Raw genomic sequence first — 22,464 nt, forward strand, 5'->3', positions numbered from 1 at the left:
TGTAATAATTCTACAGGTTTAAATTTTTAATCAGTCACAATTCATCCAGAATAGAAACAATTTTGCTTACCGAATTCTCAAGATTGAAAGGCATTTCATAGTTCTTCAGTTTTTCGGAGTATTGGTCGAAAAATTCAGGCTGGGTTAAGGCTTTTTTCATTCCATCATAAATTCCTTCTTCGGAATTTTCAATGAGAAGACCCAATTCTCCATTGTTTAGCATTTCGTTTGCTCCGGAAACTTTTGTACAGATAATTTTCTTTTTCAGGGTAATTGCTTCAAAAAGAACAGTTGGAAAACCTTCATACCTCGAACTTAAAATATAAAAATCAGCATTTTTAAAATAAGGATAAGGATTGTCTGTAAATCCTAACATTATTGCTGTTTCATCAATGCCAAGCTCGGATTTTAGTTTTTTAATGTTTTCGAAATCATACCCGTCGCCAACAATTAAAACTTTGTGCTGAAAACCTTCATCCAAAAGTTTTTGATGAACTTTTAATAACCTGTCGAACCCTTTTTGTGGAAAAACAGTTCCGACTGAAATAAAGATAGGAACATTCTGATCAAACTGATAGTTTATAACTGGAAGGTCAGCTTTGGCAAGAAACTCTTCGGTGTCTAAAGGATTGTAGATCTTTACAATTTTTTGTTTTTCAGTTTCATTTTTTGCCAGACTTTGAAAAAGCTGCTCTATCTTTTCAGAAATCACCATGATTTTGTCAAACCCAAAAAACTTACGGATCTCATCATTTGTATAGCCTTTCACCTGTGAAAGATCATTGTGAATCCAGACGATTTTTTTTGAACTTTTTAAAGGAGATCCTAAAATTTCATCCCGCATTCCATGAATGGCCGCAAACTCTATGTCGTACTGCTTATTCTTTAATTTTCCCTTATAAAGAAGATTCGGAAATTTTTTAAGGATCTTTTCATGGATTACCCGCGCTGCTTTTCTGGGGATTTCATGAGGACGGTTGGTCGTAATCATTTCGCCTTGATGAAGATGCAGAATATTGATCCAGCCGGGAACTTCAGGCAGATATTTTCCTGAATTCAGATTCAGCAGCAAATCAATCTCATACTTATCGGAAGGCAGATTTTTCAAAAAAGTCACCAAAACTTTTTCTGCTCCGCCATGGCGCAGAGAGCCTATACGGATGAGAATTTTCTTTTTTTCAGACATTTATTTCTTTACGGGTTTGTAAACATGAGGAATGTTTTCTTTAATGTAAGCTTCAAGTTTTGCTCTTTCAGGCTCCAGTTCTCTCGGGTACATTACATTGTTTTCCAGTGCTTTATCTCCATATTGTTCCACCGTACAAATAAATTTTGCCGGAGTTCCGGCATAAACAGAATTGTCGGGCATACTTGAATTCAGTACGGAACCGGCTCCCAAAATACAATTGTCTCCCATCTGAGATCCGGGAAGAAAAATACAGTTGTTTCCTACAAAACAGTTTTTCCCCAGCTTTATCCTTCCAAAATTTCTTGCATCCTGATATTTTTCCATACTTCGGATGACATACATTGCGCCGTCATGATTAATAAATTTGCAGCCCGCCGTAATTTTTGTTCTGTCGCCGATTTCAATTAAAAAAGGTTCTGAACCAAAATCAGGAGCTTCAACAAAAATTACATCTTTCCCCACCTTCAGTCCTCTCGCAACAGAAATTTTAATATAAATCTTCTGAATGATCTTTTGATAGGTGGTATGAATTTTCAGAATAAGACGGTAAAGGAAAATCATTTTTCTTTTTTTGCTAAATTAATAATGATATTTTCTACAGCATTAAAAATCTTCTGATTATCAAACTGTTCTTCAATGTTGATAAGGTTTTTTTTGATTTCGGCAATTAATTCCGGTTCTGTAAGAAATTTCTTCATTGCTTCATACATCTCATCCGTTTCATAATTGATGAGGTAGCCTGTCTTTTCGTGTTCTATCATTTCAGGAATTCCTCCTACGTTGGTTGAAATAATTGGTTTTTGAAGAATAAGACTGTCGGCAATAATCAGAGGCCAGCTTTCAGATTCTGAAGGAAGAATGAAAAAATCTGCATTTTTTACATAAGGATAAGGGTTCATGGAAGATCCTAATAATTTGAAGTTTTCCGTTACTCCAAGTTCTTCCGATTGTTTTTTCAGGTTATTCATTTCCTCGCCGTCGCCGATTATGATAATGTGATGATCAAAACCATCTTTCAGTAATCTTGCGTGCGCTTCCATGAGTTTATGAAAACCTTTTCGGCTGTGAAGTCTCGCAACAGAAACGAAAACAGGTTTGTTTGGCAATTCAGGTTTAAAAGCTAAAGCTTTCTGTTTTAATTCATCAATAGGAATCGCATTTAAGATAACCTGATTTTCGGGAATTTTAAGATCAGGATACGTTTCTATTAAAATATCTTTCGTTTGTTGGGAACCGAAAATAAAATAGTCAAATTGGGGAATCTGCTTTAAAATTTCAGGAACCAAAGGCTGAAGTTTCGGCAGAGTAATATCGGAGTGAAACCAGCCTATTTTCTTTGATTTTTTATTAACAGAATGGAGAACCGCAGAAAAAGCAGCGTAAGTAGGAGCTATTTCTACATCATATTCATCATTAAGAATTTTCTGAGCGATGGAAGGATTTCTCAAAGCATTCTGAAGTCTTAATTTTCTTTTTGCTAACTGTAGTTTTTGGATAAGCGGATTTTTTGAAAGATCTTCTCTCCCCTCTGTGAGATAAATTTTTCTTACATGAGTGGGAATTTCGTTTCTCAGCTCTCCCTGATTCATATTTAAACAGATCGTCATGTCGAATGTATCTTTGTTAAGATGATTCAACATACTTAAAACTACTTTTTCCACACCGCCCATTTCCATAGAACGATGCCTGAAAAGCACTTTTATTTTATTATTTTTCGTCATTAACTAAAGATTTGTTGGGCAAATATGATCAGTTTCTTTTTAATTTTAAATGCAATGGAATTCTGATATTCTAAAAGTCTGTAGATTTCCTGAGAACTGTTGTACTCTTTCGGGATTGTCTTTCCGTTTATGGAAGATAATTTTCTGCGTTTCATGGTATTGAAAATGACTTTGGCAAAATATTCCCTCGATTTGGGGCGGTTGTCATTTTGAGAAATACCTCCGGAATGAAGCCTGTAAAGATAATTTACCTCGTTAATAAATTTTACCTTACCTTTTTCATACATTTTTAAATATAAATCCTGATCTTCAGCAATCTTCATTTCCGTGTTCATTTTTTCCGTCTGATTATAAATGCCCTTTCTGAAACACACGAAATGCACAATATTTACAGGGCAGTTGAAAAAAAACGGACTGTTATTAATAACCTGCTGAGCGATTTTTGGAACCTCCAGAATTTTCAGATTTTCATCACATTTTGCAAATTTGCTGTAAGTAAGAACAACATTTCGTTGCTTTTGAAAAATTTTTATGCTTGAAGAGAGCGCATTCGGTGTAATAGCGTCATCAGGATCTACAAAGCCGCAAATATCACCTTCTGCCAGTTCAATCAGTTTGCTTTTTGTGATTCCTACACCGCTGTTTTCTTCATTTCTGTAAATTTTAAAACGTTCATCACTGCCGGTTAATTTTTTAATTACCTCCACGGAATCGTCTGTAGAAGCGTCATCCAGAATAATCGCTTCCCAGTTTTTGTAATCTTGTGCTATAATAGAATCATAGCATTCTTTAAAGAATTTTCCATTGTTGTAATTGGCAATCAGAACAGAAAACTTCATCTTATTGTGTTAATAAATTTTTACAAAGATAATTATATCCTAAAGATAACAGAAAAATCTTTATTTTTGTGGCTTAAATTTAACACAGTGAGCGAAATATCCAGAGTTCTCAAAACGTTTATAGCCTATCTTAAAAGACCGGATCTTTACCCTGAATTGGGACGGAAGATTGTAAAAAATACCGTAAACCGGGGAAATGCATTCAAAGGAAAGGAAAAAACCAATTCTTGGGCAGCTTCCCGAGCAATTTCTCAAAAACAGGCGGTTTTTCAACTTTTCGGAATTGATATTGAGCCTTTTCAGGCTGAATTCGCTGAAGTTTTAAAAGATTCTCAGAAAAGACAGGACGATTGCCCTATTAAAATGGGTGGAGCAGGAGCTTTGGAACTGATTTATTATTCATGCGAATTTACCAACGCTAAAAATACCGTTGAAACAGGTGTTGCTTATGGTTGGTCTTCTCTGGCTGCTTTACTTTCATTAACGAAGATAAACGGGACTTTGTACAGTTCAGATATGCCGTATCTTGCGCAGGACGGCGATCAGTATGTGGGATGTATTGTTCCTGAAAATCTGAAATCTCACTGGAAATTATTCCGTTTTGCAGACAAAGAATCGTTACCGAAAATCTTTGCAGACAACGCATCTTTTGACGTTGTACATTATGATTCTGATAAGAGTTATAACGGGAGATTCTGGGCATACAACGAATTGTACAAGCATTTGAGAAAAGGCGGAGTTTTTATTAGCGATGATATTGGAGACAATTCTGCTTATCAGGATTTCTGCGAAAAAAATAGTATTGAAACTACGGTAGTAGAATACGAAGGAAAATACATTGGTGTTTTTGTTAAATAAAAACTTTTAAATGTATTTTTGATTCGTGAAAATTAGTCAGATTACATTTACAAGATTTTTAGCCGCAATAGCAATTGTAATTTTTCATTATGGTGAAGGCGCTTTCGTTTATAAAATAAAATATATATCGGAGATTTTTGCTAAGGCGAATATCGGCGTAAGTTATTTTTTTATTCTTTCGGGATTTATAATGATCGTTGCTTATCATAGCAAAGAAAAAATAAATTATATTGATTTTTACCGCAACAGGGTCGCAAGAATTTATCCACTTTATGTAGTTGGATTGCTTCTCTATTTGTTGATTCGGTCTCAGGAAACTGCTTTTTTCCCGATTATTGCATATTTGTCTGGTGTTCAGAGCTGGCTTCCCGGTAAAGCTTTAATTTTGAATTTTCCGGGATGGTCGATTTCAGTAGAATTTTTCTTTTATCTGATCTTTCCTTTTCTATACAATTATATTTATGCCAAAAAGAATAAATCGATTTGGATCATTGCCATTATAATCTGGATTGTCACTCAGGTTTTTTGCAACTATTTTATGTTCTCCGGATTGTATGAAGGAAGGTATTCCAAAAGTCATGATTTTATTTCATACTTTCCGCTGCTGCATATTAATGAGTTTCTAATCGGAAATCTCGCAGGAATATTTTTTGTTAAAAACTTTAGACAAAGAAACTATGACTGGGCAATAATACTGGTTTTCAGTTTAATATTATTGGCACTTCTTTTCGTTCCTCTATATTATCATGATGGATTAATGGCTGTGTTTTTTGTTCCGCTGATTGTTTTAATCTCTCTGAATAATGGTTTTTTAACCAGAATAATGTCTATAAAGCCTTTGGAATATATGGGAGAAATCAGCTATGCCATCTATATTGTTCACATTCCTGTTCTGTTTATTTTAAGGTCGTTTTTGTGGGATTATTTCAGAATCTATGATAGAAGTATCATCTTTTGGATCTATATTCCTGTTTTAATAATTATTTCAGGCATTTTTTATCAATTGATAGAAAAACCCTGCAGAGATTATTTAAAGAAGATAAAATTCGGATAAAAATATTTACTTTTGTTAAACATAAATGAATAAATTATGACAGAAATGCTGTTCCCTTTTCCTATTTTCGTTCCTGATAATAGCTGTTTATCAATATATTCTGCATAAGTTTTTCTTAAAATCTTCAATTTAAAAGAATACTATGCTATTTAATTCTATTGGTTTTCTAATTTTTCTGCCAATCGTTTTTATACTTTATTGGTTTGTTTTTAATAAAAAGTACCAACATCAGAATGTACTTGTTCTGGTAGCAAGCTTCTATTTCTATGCCTGTTGGGACTGGAGATTTCTTTTTCTGCTGATGTTTTCTATCGGGCTGGATTTTGTTTCCGGTATTATGATCGAAAAAAGCAAAAGCAAAAAAGAATCCACATTTTGGTTAGCACTCAGTATTATTATAAATCTGGGCTTTTTAGGTTTTTTCAAATATTATAATTTTTTTATAGAAAGTTTTTCAGAACTTTTTGGAAGTTTTGGTTTCCACATCAATATCTGGCTGTTAAAAATAGTCCTTCCTGTTGGAATTTCTTTTTATACGTTTCATGGTCTTTCTTATGTGATTGATATTTATAAAAAGAGGATTTCTGCGGAGCGGAATTTTATAGATTATGCTGTTTTTGTAAGTTATTTCCCTTTATTGGTAGCGGGACCTATTGAAAGAGCAACCCACCTTTTGCCACAGATTCAGAGAAAAAGGACATTTAATTATGAACAGGCTGCAGACGGAATGCGGCAAATTCTCTGGGGCTTTTTTAAGAAAATGGTTATTGCAGACAATTGTGCGCCTCTGGTAAATGAAATTTTCGCACATTATCACACCGAAAGTGCCAGTAATCTGGTTTTGGGAGCCATACTTTTTGCTTTTCAGATTTATGGTGATTTTTCGGGGTATTCTGATATTGCTCTTGGAGTTTCAAGACTTTTTGGAATAGAGCTTCTGAAGAATTTTGCTTTCCCTTACTTTTCAAGAGATATTGCAGAATTCTGGAGAAGGTGGCATATTTCTCTTTCTTCATGGTTCAGAGATTATCTTTATATTCCTTTAGGAGGGAGCAAGGGCGGACTGATAATGAAGATCCGCAATACTTTTATCATTTTTTTAGTCTCGGGTTTCTGGCATGGAGCTAACTGGACATTTATCATCTGGGGCGGATTGAATGCTTTGTATTTTATGCCTCTTTTACTGATGGATAAAAACAGGCAAAATCTTGAAGTTGTTGCCATGGATAAATTTTTACCTTCTATCAGGGAGATTTTTCAGATTTTAATTACCTTTTCTCTTACCTGTTTTGCATGGATTTTTTTCCGCGCGGCATCTGTTTCTGAGGCTGTTTCTTATATTGGGAAAATTTTTAATAAGACGATTTTTTCAGTTCCTACTCATTTTCCATATAAAGTAATGGCTCTTATTGGAATAATGCTTATTGTTGAATGGCTCAACAGAAGCCGCTTTCACGGTTTGGAAATTGAAAGATTTCATCCGTGGCTGAGAAGAGCTATGTACGCAGTGATTATTTTTATCATTTTCCGGTATGCTAATTTCGGGAATAATGAATTTATTTATTTTCAGTTTTAGTATGAAAAAATTTTTATTCAAATTATCATTTTATCTGGTAGGTTGTGCTGTCGTTTTGGCTGTTCTCGGATCTTTCGCAGATGGAAATACAGACGATAATTATATGCATTTCGCAGTAGAAAAGCCTGAAAATATTATTTTGGGAGATTCCAGAGGTTCTCAGGCTGTTCAGCCGGATATTTTAGAAGGTAAGCTTCATAAAAAGTTTGATAATTTCGCCATCAATGTCGTTCAGTCACCTTACGGAAAAGTTTATCTGGAAGCTCTAAAAAGAAAAATTAAACCGAATACAAAAAATGGTGTTTTTATACTGACTGTTGATCCCTGGAATTTATCTGTCAATAAATCATTTGATGAGTCTAAAGATTTTCCGGAAAAAGAAAATTCTCCATTAGGAAATATGTACAGTTATGATATGTCGCCTAATTACGAATATCTTTTAAAGAATTATCCAAGAAGCTGGTTTAAAATTTTTAGCGAAAGAGAAGAATCGGGAAGATCCAATACTTTTTTACATAAAAATGGATGGCTTGAAGTAAATGTAAGCATGGAAAAAGATTCTGTACAAAAAAGAGCAGAAGCCAAGCTGAAATTTTACAAAGAAGATCTTGCTAAAACACAGAAAATATCTGCAAAAAGAATTCAGGCACTGGAAGATATGATTACATTTCTAAAAGATAAAGGAAGTGTATATCTTGTAAGAATCCCTGCTTCGGGTGAAATTATGAATGTTGAAAACAGATATAGTCCTGATTTCAGTCAACGTATAGAAAATATTTCAAAAAGATATCATGTAGTGTACTTTGATTTTTCTTCAAAAGCTGAAGATTATATTTACACAGACGCAAACCATATGTACAAAGAATCCGGAAAAGTTTTTACCTCACAGATCGCGGATTCTATACTTATAAATTCGAAACATTTAAAATAAATATTCTCTGAAATTAATATTGTAAAGCCCGGAACGAATGCTTCTGTAATCTGTAAAAAGATATTTGATGATCATTCCCCATTTTTTCAGAGTGGGAGCCAAAGCAATTTCGTAGCTTCTGTGCATTCTTTTGATGTGTAATTTTACATCTTCCGGAATGGTGTTTTCCTTCTGTGCCCATTCGTTTACTTCTTTCCACAGCAGAACCCGGGTTATGGCAGGATTTACTTTTTTAGAATCTACTGCTGTAATTCTGTTACTCTCGTGAACGCCTCTCATGGCAACCGCTTTATCCAGAATTCCCGGATAAAGATCAAGATAATAAGATAATCTGAACAAGAATTCTGTATCCTGATGAAGCCTTAAATGCGTTTTGAAAAAAGGATTGAGCTTTCTGACCATAGATTCTCTCCTGATCGTTAAACAATCGATACTGAAAAGCCCAAAGCTTCCTCTCATATTGAGCTGACCCGGAAAAACGTCTCTGGGATCGTGTTTCTTATAAACGGTAGTTAAATTATCCTTAAAAAGGCTGTAATACTGTTCTTTTGCTTTTTCAGAATAGTAATGAACTCCTAAAGCACCGTAAACACCTTCTACTTTTGGATCTTTAAATAGTTCTTTTTCGGCATCAAAACGGTTGGGCAGATAATAATCATCTGCATCCAAAAAAGCAATAAAATCTCCGGTAGCTTTTTCCAATCCTAAATTTCTTGTTTTTCCCGCTCCGTGATTTCCTTTGTCGGGATGCTGAAACAGCTTTACCCGATCATATTTTTCAGCTAGTTTTTTACAGATTTCTAAGGCATTATCCGGAGATTGGTCTTCAATTAAAATAACCTCATATACTTCCTCAAACTGCAGAGCAGATTCCACAGCTTGGGTTACATATTTTTCGGCGTTGTAAACGGGAGTTATGACGGAGATTTTCAATTTAGCTCTATGTTAATTGGTTTTATAATCCAGTTGTCCTGGAATACATTTGGAAAGTCACTTTTCTGAATGACTTTATTATGCACTCTGCTGTATATTTCAAATTTATTATCATTGAAAAAGTTGAAAAGATCATCAGGAGTGTAAGAGCCTTCTTCCGAAATCCATTGTCTGTCATATTCCAGAAAAATGACAGGTCTGTTTTTCAGGATAATTTCCTTATTTCCAAGAATTACAACAGCTTCATACCCTTCAACATCTATTTTCATGAGATCAAAATGAATTTCTCCAATTGTGTTTTCCAGTGTATCTGTTTTTACGGTTATTTTATTGGTATGCTCATTAGCTCTGTCTATAAAAGAACTTGCTCCGGCATGATCCTCAATAAAATTGAATTCCTTGGTTTCTTTTCTATTACTTATTCCTAAATTAAAAGTTTTTATGTTCTTAATATTATTTTTCGCAATACTTCTGTTAAACTGTTGATATACTTTGGGAATAGGCTCAAAGGCATATATTTCTTTGCAGTACGAGCTTAATATCAAACTGTGCTGACCGATGTTCGAACCTATGTCCAGCATTATTTTGCCTTTATCCAGCTCATTGTACATATCGTCGATAATGTCTTTTTCGTAAATACCATTTTTAAAGATCATCATGTCAACAAATCCGAATTGTCTGTTTAGAATTATTTTGGTTTCTTTTTCTCTATATTTTATGGTATATGTGGTAACGCTGTCGAGGTAAGAGATATTGAGTTTTCTTTTAACAAAATTGAAAACTCCTTCTTTAAATAGGACATTACTAAATTTTTTTACTGTATTCATGTTTATAATTTTATCGGATAAATTTTATACTTCTGTGTTCCGCCTGTAAATATATAAGTTTTTTCTCTTCAATGCTTTTATTAAGGCGTTTTACCAGAGCTTGCGGAGTGAGATAGTCGCTATAATAATCTAAAACATTTTTTCTCATTGCAGCAATTTCGTGTTCCTGTAGAGTGAAAATTTCCTGCTCAAGAATTTGTTCTAAATGATTAAGGTTTTCGAATATAATGGCATTCATTTTATGCTGAAGATTAGGATACATTACCTCAGCATATTCTTTTTGTATGAGAGGAATGGTGCCAACTGACATTGCTTCAATCACGTTATGACAAAGCGGCATTACGACTCCGGGACAGCATAAATAAAAGTTGAAATAGGAGAGTAGCTCTCTAATATCCTCCATTTTTATAGGGTAGTTTTCCTTGATCGCAAAAACATATTTTTCATCTAAACTTTTGTTTGGAGAAACAATATCTTTTTTACCGTAAATTGAAATAAACGGCTCTTTTTTCTGAAAAAAATCTAAAAGTGCAATTCGTGTTTCCACAGTAAAAGCAGTTCTTTTAATATCCAAATAAGCTTTAGCATCAAAATTTCCGTAGCAGAAAATAGAATTAAATCTCTTTCTTTCTGTATCAATTTTATGATTCCAGATCTCTTGATTGTACATAAATGGATGAAAGCTCATAGGAACATGAAAAGCATTTTCATCAGTATTATTATGTTCGAAATAAGTGGAAAAATAATCAGGACTGAACATTTTATCATTTATTTCAATACAGTTTTCAGGAAGATCTTTTTTGTGAATGCTTAAAAAGTTTTTTTCCCGGACAATAAGTCCCAAATAGCGGTCTTTATTTCTCAGATTTCTAAATCTTGCGAAATTCATGGGATACACAATATGATATCCTGAAAGCTGGTAGAATTTAACCAGTAAATAAAAAAAGCGATGATAAAGATTCGGATTTTCAAAATTGATCAGCAATGTTTTATCGTTCTTTGGCGGATTGTAAAACTTTAATTTCACATAAGCCAGAGAATCACTCACAAGTCTTTTGATCTGGTTAATTCTTTTATTCATCATTAGGATTGTTTAAAGCGTGAAACCGATATCTTGTTTTCAGAAATTCAGGATATTGCAGTGCTGTAACCAAAAATGAAAGCCATTTTTTTAATCCCTTCTGATTCGCTATTTTAAAACTGAAATAGTCCAAAGCTATTTTTTTTGTATATTCTTTTTCTAAAGAATTCGCTTTACTCCATAAATAAACAGACTCATTGTAGAGTAAGCTGTTTTTATAAAATTTTGAAGAATAAGGTTTTATCTTTGTAATTCTGTTATCATCATGTATTCCTCTTATAGCAATCGCCTGATCGATAATTCCGGATTTTAAATAACAGAGATATGCCAGTTTAAGGTTGAAATCAGAATCCTGATGTACTCGGAGATTTACATTAAAACGAAGATGAACTTTGTCTAAAGCAGATTTTCTTACTGTTAAAGCATTCAGATGAAAAAAAGAGCCGAATGTTTTTGAAGTTAAGCCCAACAAACCTCTGAAAACCTCTCTTCCTTCCGCAGGATAATTTACTGTGGTAAGATTAGATTCTTTAAATTTCTGCTGAAATTCCTGTTTGCCTTTTTCCGTTAAATATTCCACGCCAATTGCTCCAAAAACACCATCTATTTTTGGGTCTTTGAAAATTTCTTTTTCCGCATCAAAACGGTTGGGAAGATAATAATCATCTGCATCCAGAAAAGCAATAAAATCACCTGTTGATTTTTCGATTCCCAAATTTCTTGTTGCTCCGGCTCCGTAATTTCCTTCGTCGTGATGCCGGAATAATTTAATTCTGGAATCTTCTGAAGCTAGTTTTTTACAAATTTCTAAAGAATTGTCAGTAGAACAATCCTCTGCCAAGATAATTTCTTTTACCTCATTAAATTGCAGAGCAGATTCTACGGATTTTCTCAAAAATCCGGAAGCGTTATAAACTGGGATGATCACAGAAATATTCAGGTTCATTCTTTTATTTCTAAAATGATACTTTCTTGATAAGATTGAGCAAACTCCTCAGGAATATCAAACGATTTCTGTTTTTCGGCTTCGTTCACATGTCTTCCTTCGATGGGAATTTTTTCAGTAGCTTTCTTTAAAAACCAGATGTATTCAATATCAATATGTCCGATATCGATTGCCCAATAATTGTCTTTAGCCAGATCGTAAGCCAAAATCGTTGCGGAGGGACCTAAAGCCGCCAAAATAAGTCTGTCTTTTCCAAATTCCGCTGCTGCTTCAAAAATTTTATCATAACATCTGAATGCATTCTTTTCGGGACAGATAATCCTTTTAAGAGAGGCTGCATTGTCAAACAGATCATTTCCTACTCCCAATCGGGAATACCTTCCTTCAATGATAAGTATATCTTTTCTATCCCATATTTTTTTTAAGGATTGGATGATATCTGTATTTCTTTTTTCGGATTTGTCTTCATAGCCAAGATAAAATCTCGTGATGAACGAATTTCCGTAGGTTTTGTTTTGATCTAAAAAAGGAGAAATTCTGGAACCGTAATTGTTAATGAATTTTTTCCACCAATATTTGGTAATAATATCAAATGAGCGTACCGTAACAAGTGGTTCAGGAAGACAAACCAAATGGTTTTTAAGGTCTGAACCTATCACTTCACGCATTTTTTCACGAATTCTCTCACTGTTTTCCTGAAATTCCAGTTCATATTGTGGCAGCATCAATCTGAATTCGCCATCTCCGAATCTGCTTACCGAACGACGGTTTTTAACAATCTCATCAATCGTCTCTTTTATATTCAGAATACGATATGAAGGGAATTCTGCACGAAGTTTCCGGGTATTAAAAAGCCATTGATAATAGTAGAAACGGGAAGTGATTCTTTTTTTCAGACTCATGATTACAAATATTTTTCGTTGTTATGAGCCCAAAGAGCCAACTGCAAAAGACACCAGTGTTTGTAATCTTTGGTCAGTAAATTCTGTGTAGCCTTAAAATCAATATAATTAAAAATCTTTTGGTTAGGATTTTTTAACAGCTCATCGGAAAAGCGGAGAAGGCTGTCTTCTGTAAACCAGTTTTTAACATTCATTCCGAATCCTTGTTTATGACGTTTTCTGATAGTTTCCGTCCAGTAAGAGCCCATCGCTTCGCGAAGTATAATTTTATCGTTGTCATTATTAAGCTTAAGATTTTCCGGAAGCTGAATACAGAATTCTGCAAAATCCAGATCAAGAAACGGTGTTCTTACTTCTAAAGAATTTGCCATTGCCATTCTGTCGGATTTTACCATCATATTGGACGGTACAAAGTCTTCAATATCCAGTCGCATGATGTCATTTAATGAATCCGGATCCGGAATAAAGCTGTAAGGCTGCTCATAATCTGAATGCAGTCCTAAAGCCTGTCTCTCTTGCTTTGAGAAAGCTCTTCTTACATAATTTTGATGAAAGTCGAGAATATTTTTGTTTTCAATATTCTGTTGACTGATAAAAGAAATAGATTTTATTTTCTGATACAGTTTTAATCCAAACTGGGCAATAATATTTTTGTAACTGAAATGATTTCTCAGTTTATTTTCAATGGTATAGAAGTTGTAGCCGCCGAATAATTCATCTCCTACATCTCCAGAAAGGACAACGGTAAGATTTTTACGCGCATTTCTGCAAATTTCAAAATGTGGAATGGAAGAATAATCCGCAAAAGGTTCATCGAAAAAAGGAGAAGTTTTTAAAAGAGCCGTTACGAGATCTTCCTTTTTTTCGTGAACTTCAATATGATTGGTATTGTATTTATCGGCTATTTCTTTGGCATATTTCAGTTCGCTGTCTTCATGATCATAACCAAAGCTGATGGTTGTCTGTTTCGGTAAAAATTCGGCAACAAGTCCTACAATAGAAGAAGAATCTAAACCGCCACTCAGAAAACTACCTACTTCAACATCGGCTACCAACTGTTTTTTAACAGCATTTTTTAAAAGATAGGTAAATTCATCTTTAGCATCCGATAAACTGATGGTTCTGTCTTTTTTGGGAAGACTGTAATATCTTGAAACGGATATTTTGCCGTCTTTCCAGATCAACTGATGAGCAGGAGGAAGCGCATGAATGTTTTCGTAAATACTTTGGTATGTACTTACATAGCCATGCTGAAGATAGTGGGAAAGAGCTGAATTATCTACTTTCGGACGAATTAATCCGGAAGCAAGAATAGCTTTGATTTCAGAAGCAAAAATAAATTCATTATTGCTTCCAATTGCATAATAAAAAGGTTTTTCCCCAAAACGGTCTCTTGCACAGAACAGTTCCTGCTTTTCGTTGTCCCAAATAGCAAAAGCAAACATCCCCGGAAGATCATGGATGAGGTTTTCTTTTTTCCTCTGATACATGGCAAGAATTACCTCCGTATCTGAACTTCCACGATAAGGATATTCAGAATACTGAGCTTTAATATCCAAATAACCGTAGATTTCGCCATTCAATACGATACATTCGTTTTTTGTGGAAGAAAACATGGGCTGTTTTCCGTTTTCAGAAAGATCAATAATAGAAAGTCTGCGATGTCCTAAAGCTGCATTTTCGTAAAATTCAAAATGAGAAGAATCCGGACCGCGATGCGCAATGGCATCGGTCATTTTTTTCAGTTCTTCCTTGTAATTTCCGGCGTTGTTGGTAATGATTCCCGCTATTCCGCACATACCTTTTAATTTTAGTTGATCTTACTTATTTTTCGCAATAGAAAATATCTTCATCAGGATTAAGACCAAATTTCTTATATTTTTCCGAAATATTTATTCTTTTTACTTTAAAACCAACACTTTCCAGCCTTGTAACATAATCCTGCCCATAAATTCTCACATGATCGAACTGCCCGAATAATTCTTCTCTTTTATTACGGTCGGTAATGGTAAAGTCTTCATGAGTTTGTTGGTTGTTTTTTGAAATAGGAACCTGTAGAAGAGCATGACCTCCCGGTTTTAATACTCTGTGAAGTTCCTTCATCGCTTTCGTATCTTCAGGAATATGTTCCAGAACGTGGTTGCAGATGGCAAGATCAAAATGATCATCTTCATAAGGAATATCCATCACATTCATGTTTTTTACATGGCTTGGATAATCATAACCTTTTGTAAATAAATCTCCGCAGATGTATTCTTTTACATTTGATTTTAAAAATATATTGGAAAGCTTGGGTTCCGGAGCAATGTGAAGGATGCTGAAATTTTTGTTGTCTGTAACTTTCAGTTCTTCAATTAAAAATGCATATAAAAGTCTCTCTCGGTCTCTTGAATGGCATTTGTAGCAACCTGCAGCGCGTCTTCCGCCGCCAATTACCTGTTTATCTCTCAGGACTTTAAGGTCATGTCCTACCACTTCCAGATCTTTAGAGTCGTAACCGCAATAGGGACAGTGATAGGTGGAACCTGAATGGGAAAGTAGTTTTATTTTGTTTGCAATTTTATTTATCATTTTAAGTATTTTTAAATATTGAATATGGATTTACAGATTCAGAAATGAGGGGGCTTTCTTGGCTACCGTATTTCTGAGTTCTGTTAATTTTTTCTCTTCAGAAACGATCTTTTTATATTTTGTAGCTAATTTCTGATAATGATTTTTCTTCCCGAGAAACATATTTTTTAGCATACTTTGTTTGAGTGCTTTTTTCTCTGCCTTAAGAGAATCCGGAATAGAGGGATTCATGATATTGGTTTCTATTCTGAGGTCTTCGTATTTTGTATAATCGACCTTAGACAGAGACTGTTTTCCGTCATGTACCACTTTGCTCTCAGGAACAAGTAACGTTTTCTTTTTGTGGAATAAAATGCGGTTTACATATTCTAAATCTTCGCCGTAATGAAAAAAATAAGGGTTGAATCCTCCTACCACGTCAATGGTTTCTTTGGGTAAAAACCAATGAGCAGCATTGATGAAGCTTATTTCGTAAAAGGGCTGTAAAGTCTGGAAATAGAGATCAGAGATCAGTCTTGTCTCAAAATTATGGGCAATGTATTTATCAAGAAAAATATCCAGTTTCTTTCCGGTTCCGTCGATATGCATCGGGCTCAGTATGCCTATTTCTTTTTTGTCAGGATGAAGATTGTAAACATGAAGGAGCTTTTCCAGGCTGTCACTAAAAATCCATGCATCCTGATTCATCAGATAAAAAAAATCGGCTCCTTTTTGATAGGCTTTTTCGATCCCGATATTATTGGCTTTTCCGAATCCCAGATTCTTTTCAGACTGAATCAATTCAACTTCGGGAAAATTTGCCGTAATGTATTTTTGTGTGCCGTCTGTGGAACCATTGTCTACCACAATACAGTGAACAGGAACAGAAGACTGCCTTAAACTTTTAAAGCATTTTTCTGCCCATTTCATGGCATTATAGGTAACAATAATAAAATAAATTTTAGGCATTTGTGTTCTGTTCTAAATATATTTTTCAGCTAAATTTTTTAAATAATTTTCAGCATCTATTCCTCTAAAGAAATCGTTGACCGATTCATCAAAATCAACTTTATAAAAGTCTCCTTCATCCGATTCCTGGTAATTTGCTTCTTTTTGAAGCTTATTCTGTATAGCTCCTACAATTTCCTTTAAATCATAATAATACGGATAGGCAAAGTTAATGGTTTGGTTATTAACATTTGTACAGTTTGATTCTAAAAATTTCGTAATATCATCAATATCCAGCAATAATCTTCTGGCTTTTTGGTGCAGCATGAAGTGATTCCCCTGTATAATCTGACTTTTAAGGAAATTGAAAAGAGTATTGGGATTTCCGCCATTGCCAACAATATTACCGATTCTCAGGATGATATAGTTTTTACAGTGCTGTTTTATAAAATTTTCAATCTCCAGCTTATGAAGAACATATGGACTTTGCTGTTTGGAAAGATCATTCACGCTTAAAGTAGAAAAATAAAAAAGTTTATTTTCCTTATGCAGCGTAATATTATTTTTTAAAAGTGAAAATTCTCTTTCAAACTCTGAGCTTCTTGTTTCGAGGGAATTTGAAACTCCGGAAGCAAAGTAAAGATGCTCTTCGGTATCGATATTTTTTAGTGATTTGGCAATGAGTCCGTTTCCTATGATCATTATGCTTTTATTTGCTAGCCTCTGAAAATTTTATTAAACACCCTTTTTGCTAAAGATGTTTTTGGGGAAAGATGCTGTTTTTTTCTCTGCTCATTCTCATTCCACGCATTTGTGTCTTTGTCGGAGTCTTTTCTCTGTACAAAAAGAGTATTGTGATTTTCTTTGAAAGCAATTGCTTCAGATTCAGGTCTGCCGTTGGAATAATAATATAATGCCAATGATTTACGGCTTCTTTCTTCAGGACAGTTCAGAGGATCCGGGTGGCCATGATAAGAATTTGATGTTGTTGAAAACATTGCCAATGTATTGAATTTAGGAGCAATTTTTGTTTCACATTTTGTCATATCTTGATTCCATAATTCAAAATGACCTCCGTATTCATCCTTCCATTCTTTATTAAGATATACTAAAACATTAACTCTTCTGTCTAATCCGTTAGTAGGATTTTTATTAAAATCGGCATGAACTTTTAAAAGTCCTCCTCTTTTTATTTCATGAAGTCCCCCTCCGGAAAAATAGGGATCACCGTATAAAATTTCATTTATTCCAGTAACCTTATTTACAAAATTTAAAAAAGGTTCCGAATTTAGAAAATACATTAATTCTCTTGTTTTTGGGCCAAAAGATTTTTCACCTTTACCTGCAAATTTTTTCTGTAAAGGATCATTAAAGCTGATTGCATCTTGTTTTGATAAGTCCGGAAATTCGCTCAAAACCTCTTCTAATAGCTCAGGGTTAAAAAAGTTTTCAAATGAAATACTTGGAAAAGGAATCCCGTTTTTATATTTTTCAGAATTTTCTTCTGCAAATTTTAACAAGTCTTGATTGTGGGAGTTTAAAAATTTATTCATTATAGTGGTTTTTATGATTTTTATTGATATCTGAAGAATATAGTATGTAATTGAAATATTTTTTTAAAATTACATAATGACCAGCAATAGTTAAATATTTAAAAGGATAAAATTTAAGAGTTTGTAATATTGTTTTTTTTGTTATTGGATAATACATAAAATAACGGGTTAAAAAACCTAGAAAAGCATTTAATTCGGTCTTCGACTTTTTTTTATGAAATTTAGATCCTAACGTTTGTCTTATTTTTATATTTGTATCAAACCATTCTTTATTTAAGTTTCCCATTGAAAAATGCTCAATTAAGATATCATTAACGACATAGTTTTGTAGCTTTTTAGAGATGCGTAGACTTATATCTAAATCGTAACCGTGAAATCCTCCTAAATCTTCGTTGAATTTATAGTTTCTAAAAACACTTCTTTTTACAGCTAAAAATACTCCGTCTACACCAAAAACTTCATTCATGTTTTTTTTTGTCGTCTGAGTATGTCTGGGAATGGGATTTTCTTTCGTGCTTTCAAGTATATTGGTTTCCTGATATTCTTCTGATACAGTCCAGCTTGAAGGCGCGGTAGGAACATATGATGATCCTGATATACCTATAATTCCAACACCAGGTTTGTTTAAATGTTTTATTAATCTTTCTCCCCAGTTATGAGTATGAAATACAACATCTTCATGAATAAAAAGAAGATTTTCAAATCTAGATTTTTCTTCTCCAGAGTTGTAAGCCTCCATAATGCTCATCAAATTCGGGTTCCATATCTGGATAATTTCATATAGGAAACCTTCTCCGATCGTTTCACGTATGTTTTCAGTGAGCTGATCAAAGTAGTGTTTCTGATAGGATGAAATGATGATGGAGAGCATTCTAAGAGAACTTTATAATTAGTTTAAATAATATTCTGTTGATGAAATTTTTATTTACTTTTTCGTTATAAAAATCTAAGTTATTTTTTAAATTTACCTGTTGCTCAAAGTTTTCAATAGCATTTTTATTTTTTGGCAGGTATTTTTTAAGATGCTTTTTATAAATGTAGTTTAGAGAGAAGTCTATTTTATTTTTATCCTGATTAATTGCAATATCCATAGATTCTTCTTTTCTTCTATAAAAAAAGCCTAAGTAATCCAAACATAACACTTTTTTGCTCCCATCCAATATAGACAGCCAAAAGTCCCAATCTTCTTTTCCGTAGATCAAATGAATGTCATACCCATTTACGATTTTCCAATCTTCTTTTTTAAAAAATGCGGAACAGAATATTAAGTTTTCTACCAGTAAATGTTGATATTGGTAGCTTGGTAATTTCCATGGATGATTTACTTTATCAAAAAACTCAGCTTTACAATAGATTACGGTATATGCGTCATTAAATTTTTGTGAAGCCAGTTCCAAATACTGATTTCCGATTTTATCATCGGAATCTAAAGGAAGAATCCATTTTCCTTTTGCTATCTCAATTCCCGCATTTCTTGCTGAAGAAAGACCTCCGTTTTTCTTATGTAGATAAATAAAGCGATTATCTTTTTCTATCCATTTTTTAGATACTGCTTCTGTATGATCTGGTGAACCATCGTTAACGATGATACATTCCCAATCCTGAAAAGTCTGATCCAGAACCGATTGTAGGCATTCATCAAGATATTCTGCCTGATTGTAACACGGAACAATGATGGAAATTATAGGAATCATTTTAGATAATTTTATTCAAAAGCTTATAAAGAGGTCTCGGAATTTTATTTTTTAAAGCAAAATTAAGCCTTTTAAGGTGATAGGGATAATTGTTATATGCCTGAAGATATTCCTGAGAAAATTTTTCTCCATTAAGATACAGTTTTTGTGTTTTGCTGTTAATCTTTTGTTTTACGGCTCCATCTTCATCAAAAAGCATTTGAAGCAAAAGGGTTTCCTTTTCAATTCTTTCTTTTGCTAATGATGAAATGTTGGTTGTATGGGTTCTATAATAAGCTAATTTTTCTGGAATATATGCAATATAATATAAAGCGTTAATTTTCAGCCATCTGAAATAATCTTCAATTAATAAATCTGATTTATATTTGCCTGTTTCAACTAAGACATTTTTTCGCATTAAAACAGTAAGAGCAGCAATTCGGTTGTTTTTAATTAATTCTTTTCGGAATGAATCTTTATCAATATTTCCTAATGTATTGTAATCGGCAAGATCTTCAGTAATTTCAGATTTTTCATTTACAAAATAAGTGTCTGTGAATGCCATTCCGTACTCATCTCCCAGTCGTTCAAGCTCTTTAACAGATTTTTCAATGGCTTCAGGGTGAAGATAATCGTCTGCAGCAATCACTTTTACAAATTTCCCTTTTACGGATTCCATACATTCATTCAGCATTGTTGCCAGACCTGTATTTTTTTGATGAAAATTTTTTTCAGCAGGATAATTATTTTCACTAAGCCAGTTCTCAAAAACTTGTACGGAATTGTCTTTTGAAGCATCATCAGCTACAATAAGCTGTATATTTTTATAGGTCTGATTTTTTATGCTATCAAGATTTTCCTCAATATATTTTGAATGATTATAGGAAACAACAATAATTGTTACTAAAGGATTTTCCATTAGAACGCATTTATTATATCTATCAATCTGAAGACTTCGTTATCCGTCATTACAGGAGAGATAGGTAAGCTTAATACTTCACGATGAATTTTCTCTGTAATCGGCAACTGCAGATGCTTCATTCCGGAGTAAGCTTCTTGATGATGAGGTGGGATAGGATAATGAATTAAAGTCTGTATCCCATTTTCATTAAGATATTCCTGAAGTCCATCTCTATTTTCGGTTCTGATTACAAAAAGATGATAAACATGACTGTTTTCTTCAATTTTATGATGAGGCAGTATAATTGCCGGATTTGCTATTTCGGCAAGATAGCGATTGGCAATCTCTTTTCTACTGTTGTTTTCCGCATCTAAATATTTAAGTTTTACAGAAAGCACAGCCGCCTGAATTTCGTCTAATCTTGAATTATATCCTTGATACTGATTCACATATTTTTTCTGAGAGCCATAGTTGGCTAAAGCTCTTATACATTTTGCAAGAGATTCATCATGGCAGGAAACAGCTCCACCATCGCCTAAAGCACCCAGGTTTTTTCCGGGATAAAAGCTAAATCCTGCTGCATCGCCTAGGCTTCCTGATTTTTTTTCCTTCCAGACAGCTCCGATAGCCTGTGCATTATCTTCTATAATTTTCAGGCTGTATTTTTCGGCAAGGGCTTTAATTGCTTCCGAGAAAACGATACTTCCATATAAATGAACCAAAAGGATAGCTTTGGTTTTAGAAGAGATTTTTTCTTCTATTTTATGAATATCAATATTATATGTTTCAATATCAGGTTCTACCAAAACCGGAACCAGTTTGTTGTCTGTGATCGCAAGAAGTGATGCAATGTATGTATTCGCTGGAACCAAAACTTCATCTCCTTCCTTCATCACTCCTAATTCTATATATGCACGAAAAATCAGTCTTAAAGCGTCCAGACCGTTAGCGACACCTATCGTATGAGCAACATTGCAATAGGCAGAAAGCTGTTCTTCAAAAGTCTTCACTTTGTCTCCCAGCAAATACCATCCGGAACGGAAAGTGTCCAGTAGAGTTTGCTCAATTTCCTGCTGATGAGCAAGATTTATTTTTTGTAAATCAAGAAATTTAATCATTGTTATTTTTCTTTAAAAATTTTGCGGGATTTCCCACCCATATTTCATTATCTGGAATGCTTTTTGTTACCACACTTCCGGCTCCTACAAGAGAATTTTCCCCGATCGTTATTCCTGCTAATAGGGTTGCATTTGCTCCAATGGAAGCACCCTTTTTTACCAGAGTTTTTATAAGTTTAAATTCTTTATTTTTTGATTTTGGAAAGAGATCATTCGTAAAAGTTACGTTGGGACCAATAAAGACATGATCTTCAAGGGTAACACCGTCCCAGATCTGTACACCGGGTTTTATGGTAACATGATCCCCAATAACAACTTCATTTTCTATCAGTACCTGACAGTTTATGTTACAGTCTTTACCAATAACGGCATTTTTCAGCACTACACAAAATTGCCATATTGTAGTACCTTCACCTATATTTTGAGTTTGTACGTCAGCTAAAGAATGTATCACTTGTTATAATTTTTAAATTCTTCAAAATCTCTGAAATAATCTTTCTCGTCATACAATTCTGAAGCAAGACATAGCAAAACGGCACTATGACTGAACTTTATATCTCTCCAGATCAGTTTTGGAATATATAATCCCTTAGAAGGTGTATCCAATATAAAAGTTTCTTTATTTCCTTCCATATCTAATGTATTAAACTCTATAGTTCCGGAAACCGCAAAGATGATCTGCTGAAGCTCTTTATGTGCATGTCCTCCACGAATAACGTCCTGTGGCGTGTAGTACGTCCAGTAGACTCTTTTTATTTCAAAAGGAACATTTTTTTGTTCTTCAGCTACTGTAATATATCCTAAATCCTGAGAACCTATTTTAGAAAATTCTATGATATGTGGAGGCATAATTTTATTGTTTTG

24 protein-coding genes are annotated in these 22,464 nt (G+C 33.8%); 4 read left to right on the forward strand and 20 right to left on the reverse strand.

Annotated features, from left to right (window positions below):
• Positions 1–34: 34 nt before the first annotated feature.
• The 4 genes from B0E34_RS08680 to B0E34_RS08695 are packed head-to-tail and all read right to left on the reverse strand — an operon-like array spanning position 35 to position 3,749.
• Positions 35–1,186, reverse strand: coding sequence for a glycosyltransferase (locus B0E34_RS08680; protein ID WP_087708726.1), 1,152 nt, complete (start codon positions 1,184–1,186; stop codon positions 35–37).
• Positions 1,187–1,750, reverse strand: a complete 564-nt coding sequence (locus B0E34_RS08685; RefSeq protein WP_087708728.1) for an acyltransferase — start codon at positions 1,748–1,750, stop codon at positions 1,187–1,189.
• Positions 1,747–2,910, reverse strand: coding sequence for a glycosyltransferase (locus B0E34_RS08690; protein WP_087708729.1), 1,164 nt, complete (start codon positions 2,908–2,910; stop codon positions 1,747–1,749). Before B0E34_RS08690 ends, B0E34_RS08685 begins: the two co-directional genes overlap by 4 nt.
• A complete protein-coding gene (locus B0E34_RS08695; protein WP_087708731.1) occupies positions 2,910–3,749 on the reverse strand; it encodes a glycosyltransferase family 2 protein in 840 nt (279 codons plus the stop codon). The genes B0E34_RS08690 and B0E34_RS08695 overlap by 1 nt, the downstream gene beginning before the upstream one ends.
• A gap of 87 nt (positions 3,750–3,836) precedes the next feature.
• Between B0E34_RS08695 and B0E34_RS08700 the strand changes: the two genes are divergently transcribed.
• The 4 genes from B0E34_RS08700 (at position 3,837) to B0E34_RS08715 (ending at position 8,168) form a co-directional block, all read left to right on the forward strand.
• Positions 3,837–4,607 (forward strand): class I SAM-dependent methyltransferase, encoded by a 771-nt coding sequence (locus B0E34_RS08700; RefSeq protein ID WP_087708798.1) that lies wholly within the window; start codon positions 3,837–3,839, stop codon positions 4,605–4,607.
• Between the two features lie 25 nt (positions 4,608–4,632).
• Positions 4,633–5,661 (forward strand): acyltransferase family protein, encoded by a 1,029-nt coding sequence (locus tag B0E34_RS08705; protein WP_087708733.1) that lies wholly within the window; start codon positions 4,633–4,635, stop codon positions 5,659–5,661.
• A 142-nt stretch (positions 5,662–5,803) separates the two neighbouring features.
• Positions 5,804–7,237 (forward strand): MBOAT family O-acyltransferase, encoded by a 1,434-nt coding sequence (locus tag B0E34_RS08710; protein ID WP_087708735.1) that lies wholly within the window; start codon positions 5,804–5,806, stop codon positions 7,235–7,237.
• A 1-nt stretch (position 7,238) separates the two neighbouring features.
• A complete protein-coding gene (locus B0E34_RS08715) occupies positions 7,239–8,168 on the forward strand; it encodes an SGNH/GDSL hydrolase family protein (protein WP_228423040.1) in 930 nt (309 codons plus the stop codon).
• Here the strand turns inward: B0E34_RS08715 and B0E34_RS08720 are convergent.
• The 16 genes from B0E34_RS08720 to B0E34_RS08795 are packed head-to-tail and all read right to left on the reverse strand — an operon-like array spanning position 8,160 to position 22,449.
• Positions 8,160–9,101: a glycosyltransferase gene (locus tag B0E34_RS08720; RefSeq protein WP_087708739.1), complete on the reverse strand. Its 942-nt coding sequence runs from the start codon at positions 9,099–9,101 to the stop codon at positions 8,160–8,162. The genes B0E34_RS08715 and B0E34_RS08720 overlap by 9 nt on opposite strands.
• A complete protein-coding gene (locus B0E34_RS08725; RefSeq protein WP_087708741.1) occupies positions 9,098–9,928 on the reverse strand; it encodes an FkbM family methyltransferase in 831 nt (276 codons plus the stop codon). Before B0E34_RS08725 ends, B0E34_RS08720 begins: the two co-directional genes overlap by 4 nt.
• Positions 9,929–9,938: 10 nt before the next feature.
• A complete protein-coding gene (locus B0E34_RS08730; RefSeq protein ID WP_123956583.1) occupies positions 9,939–11,012 on the reverse strand; it encodes a hypothetical protein in 1,074 nt (357 codons plus the stop codon).
• Positions 11,002–11,955, reverse strand: a complete 954-nt coding sequence (locus B0E34_RS08735) for a glycosyltransferase family 2 protein (RefSeq protein ID WP_087708744.1) — start codon at positions 11,953–11,955, stop codon at positions 11,002–11,004. Before B0E34_RS08735 ends, B0E34_RS08730 begins: the two co-directional genes overlap by 11 nt.
• Positions 11,952–12,857: a GT-D fold domain-containing glycosyltransferase gene (locus B0E34_RS08740; protein WP_087708745.1), complete on the reverse strand. Its 906-nt coding sequence runs from the start codon at positions 12,855–12,857 to the stop codon at positions 11,952–11,954. The genes B0E34_RS08735 and B0E34_RS08740 overlap by 4 nt, the downstream gene beginning before the upstream one ends.
• 2 nt (positions 12,858–12,859) lie before the next feature.
• Entirely contained in the window at positions 12,860–14,656 is a 1,797-nt protein-coding gene (asnB, locus tag B0E34_RS08745; RefSeq protein WP_087708747.1) for an asparagine synthase (glutamine-hydrolyzing), read from the reverse strand.
• Between the two features lie 25 nt (positions 14,657–14,681).
• Positions 14,682–15,428: a class I SAM-dependent methyltransferase gene (locus tag B0E34_RS08750; RefSeq protein WP_087708749.1), complete on the reverse strand. Its 747-nt coding sequence runs from the start codon at positions 15,426–15,428 to the stop codon at positions 14,682–14,684.
• 30 nt (positions 15,429–15,458) lie between these two features.
• Positions 15,459–16,376, reverse strand: coding sequence for a glycosyltransferase family 2 protein (locus tag B0E34_RS08755; RefSeq protein WP_087708751.1), 918 nt, complete (start codon positions 16,374–16,376; stop codon positions 15,459–15,461).
• A gap of 12 nt (positions 16,377–16,388) precedes the next feature.
• Positions 16,389–17,057 carry an NAD-dependent epimerase/dehydratase family protein gene (locus B0E34_RS08760; RefSeq protein WP_087708753.1) on the reverse strand — a complete coding sequence of 223 codons (669 nt, stop codon included), beginning with the start codon at positions 17,055–17,057 and terminating at the stop codon, positions 16,389–16,391.
• A 14-nt stretch (positions 17,058–17,071) separates the two neighbouring features.
• Complete coding sequence (locus tag B0E34_RS08765; RefSeq protein ID WP_087708755.1) at positions 17,072–17,908, reverse strand: 2OG-Fe(II) oxygenase; 837 nt, start codon at positions 17,906–17,908, stop codon at positions 17,072–17,074.
• Entirely contained in the window at positions 17,901–18,779 is an 879-nt protein-coding gene (locus B0E34_RS08770) for a glycosyltransferase (protein ID WP_087708757.1), read from the reverse strand. The genes B0E34_RS08765 and B0E34_RS08770 overlap by 8 nt, the downstream gene beginning before the upstream one ends.
• Before the next feature lies 1 nt (position 18,780).
• A complete protein-coding gene (locus B0E34_RS08775) occupies positions 18,781–19,602 on the reverse strand; it encodes a glycosyltransferase family 2 protein (protein ID WP_087708759.1) in 822 nt (273 codons plus the stop codon).
• Between the two features lies 1 nt (position 19,603).
• On the reverse strand, positions 19,604–20,500 hold the full coding sequence (locus B0E34_RS08780) for a glycosyltransferase family 2 protein (RefSeq protein WP_087708761.1): 897 nt from the start codon (positions 20,498–20,500) through the stop codon (positions 19,604–19,606).
• The gene (locus B0E34_RS08785) at positions 20,500–21,600 is read right to left on the reverse strand and encodes a DegT/DnrJ/EryC1/StrS family aminotransferase (RefSeq protein ID WP_087708763.1); all 1,101 of its coding nucleotides are present in this window, start codon (positions 21,598–21,600) and stop codon (positions 20,500–20,502) included. The genes B0E34_RS08780 and B0E34_RS08785 overlap by 1 nt, the downstream gene beginning before the upstream one ends.
• Positions 21,593–22,054 carry an acyltransferase gene (locus tag B0E34_RS08790; protein ID WP_087708765.1) on the reverse strand — a complete coding sequence of 154 codons (462 nt, stop codon included), beginning with the start codon at positions 22,052–22,054 and terminating at the stop codon, positions 21,593–21,595. The genes B0E34_RS08785 and B0E34_RS08790 overlap by 8 nt, the downstream gene beginning before the upstream one ends.
• Positions 22,051–22,449 (reverse strand): sugar 3,4-ketoisomerase, encoded by a 399-nt coding sequence (locus B0E34_RS08795; protein WP_087708767.1) that lies wholly within the window; start codon positions 22,447–22,449, stop codon positions 22,051–22,053. Before B0E34_RS08795 ends, B0E34_RS08790 begins: the two co-directional genes overlap by 4 nt.
• Positions 22,450–22,464: the final 15 nt, after the last annotated feature.

This window comes from Chryseobacterium mucoviscidosis (assembly GCF_002177115.1).
Taxonomy (GTDB): Bacteria; Bacteroidota; Bacteroidia; order Flavobacteriales; family Weeksellaceae; genus Chryseobacterium; species Chryseobacterium mucoviscidosis.

Bases quoted from the DNA above. Each gene is read 5' to 3' on its own strand.
- B0E34_RS08680 (WP_087708726.1), bottom strand. From the start codon at position 1,186: ATGTCTGAAAAAAAGAAAATTCTCATCCGTATAGGCTCTCTGCGCCAT.
- B0E34_RS08685 (WP_087708728.1), bottom strand. From the start codon at position 1,750: ATGATTTTCCTTTACCGTCTTATTCTGAAAATTCATACCACCTATCAA.
- B0E34_RS08690 (WP_087708729.1), bottom strand. From the start codon at position 2,910: ATGACGAAAAATAATAAAATAAAAGTGCTTTTCAGGCATCGTTCTATG.
- B0E34_RS08695 (WP_087708731.1), bottom strand. From the start codon at position 3,749: ATGAAGTTTTCTGTTCTGATTGCCAATTACAACAATGGAAAATTCTTT.
- B0E34_RS08710 (WP_087708735.1), top strand. From the start codon at position 5,804: ATGCTATTTAATTCTATTGGTTTTCTAATTTTTCTGCCAATCGTTTTT.
- B0E34_RS08715 (WP_228423040.1), top strand. From the start codon at position 7,239: ATGAAAAAATTTTTATTCAAATTATCATTTTATCTGGTAGGTTGTGCT.
- B0E34_RS08725 (WP_087708741.1), bottom strand. From the start codon at position 9,928: ATGAATACAGTAAAAAAATTTAGTAATGTCCTATTTAAAGAAGGAGTT.
- B0E34_RS08730 (WP_123956583.1), bottom strand. From the start codon at position 11,012: ATGATGAATAAAAGAATTAACCAGATCAAAAGACTTGTGAGTGATTCT.
- B0E34_RS08735 (WP_087708744.1), bottom strand. From the start codon at position 11,955: ATGAACCTGAATATTTCTGTGATCATCCCAGTTTATAACGCTTCCGGA.
- B0E34_RS08740 (WP_087708745.1), bottom strand. From the start codon at position 12,857: ATGAGTCTGAAAAAAAGAATCACTTCCCGTTTCTACTATTATCAATGG.
- asnB (WP_087708747.1), bottom strand. From the start codon at position 14,656: ATGTGCGGAATAGCGGGAATCATTACCAACAACGCCGGAAATTACAAG.
- B0E34_RS08750 (WP_087708749.1), bottom strand. From the start codon at position 15,428: ATGATAAATAAAATTGCAAACAAAATAAAACTACTTTCCCATTCAGGT.
- B0E34_RS08755 (WP_087708751.1), bottom strand. From the start codon at position 16,376: ATGCCTAAAATTTATTTTATTATTGTTACCTATAATGCCATGAAATGG.
- B0E34_RS08760 (WP_087708753.1), bottom strand. From the start codon at position 17,057: ATGATCATAGGAAACGGACTCATTGCCAAATCACTAAAAAATATCGAT.
- B0E34_RS08765 (WP_087708755.1), bottom strand. From the start codon at position 17,908: ATGAATAAATTTTTAAACTCCCACAATCAAGACTTGTTAAAATTTGCA.
- B0E34_RS08770 (WP_087708757.1), bottom strand. From the start codon at position 18,779: ATGCTCTCCATCATCATTTCATCCTATCAGAAACACTACTTTGATCAG.
- B0E34_RS08775 (WP_087708759.1), bottom strand. From the start codon at position 19,602: ATGATTCCTATAATTTCCATCATTGTTCCGTGTTACAATCAGGCAGAA.
- B0E34_RS08780 (WP_087708761.1), bottom strand. From the start codon at position 20,500: ATGGAAAATCCTTTAGTAACAATTATTGTTGTTTCCTATAATCATTCA.
- B0E34_RS08785 (WP_087708763.1), bottom strand. From the start codon at position 21,600: ATGATTAAATTTCTTGATTTACAAAAAATAAATCTTGCTCATCAGCAG.
- B0E34_RS08795 (WP_087708767.1), bottom strand. From the start codon at position 22,449: ATGCCTCCACATATCATAGAATTTTCTAAAATAGGTTCTCAGGATTTA.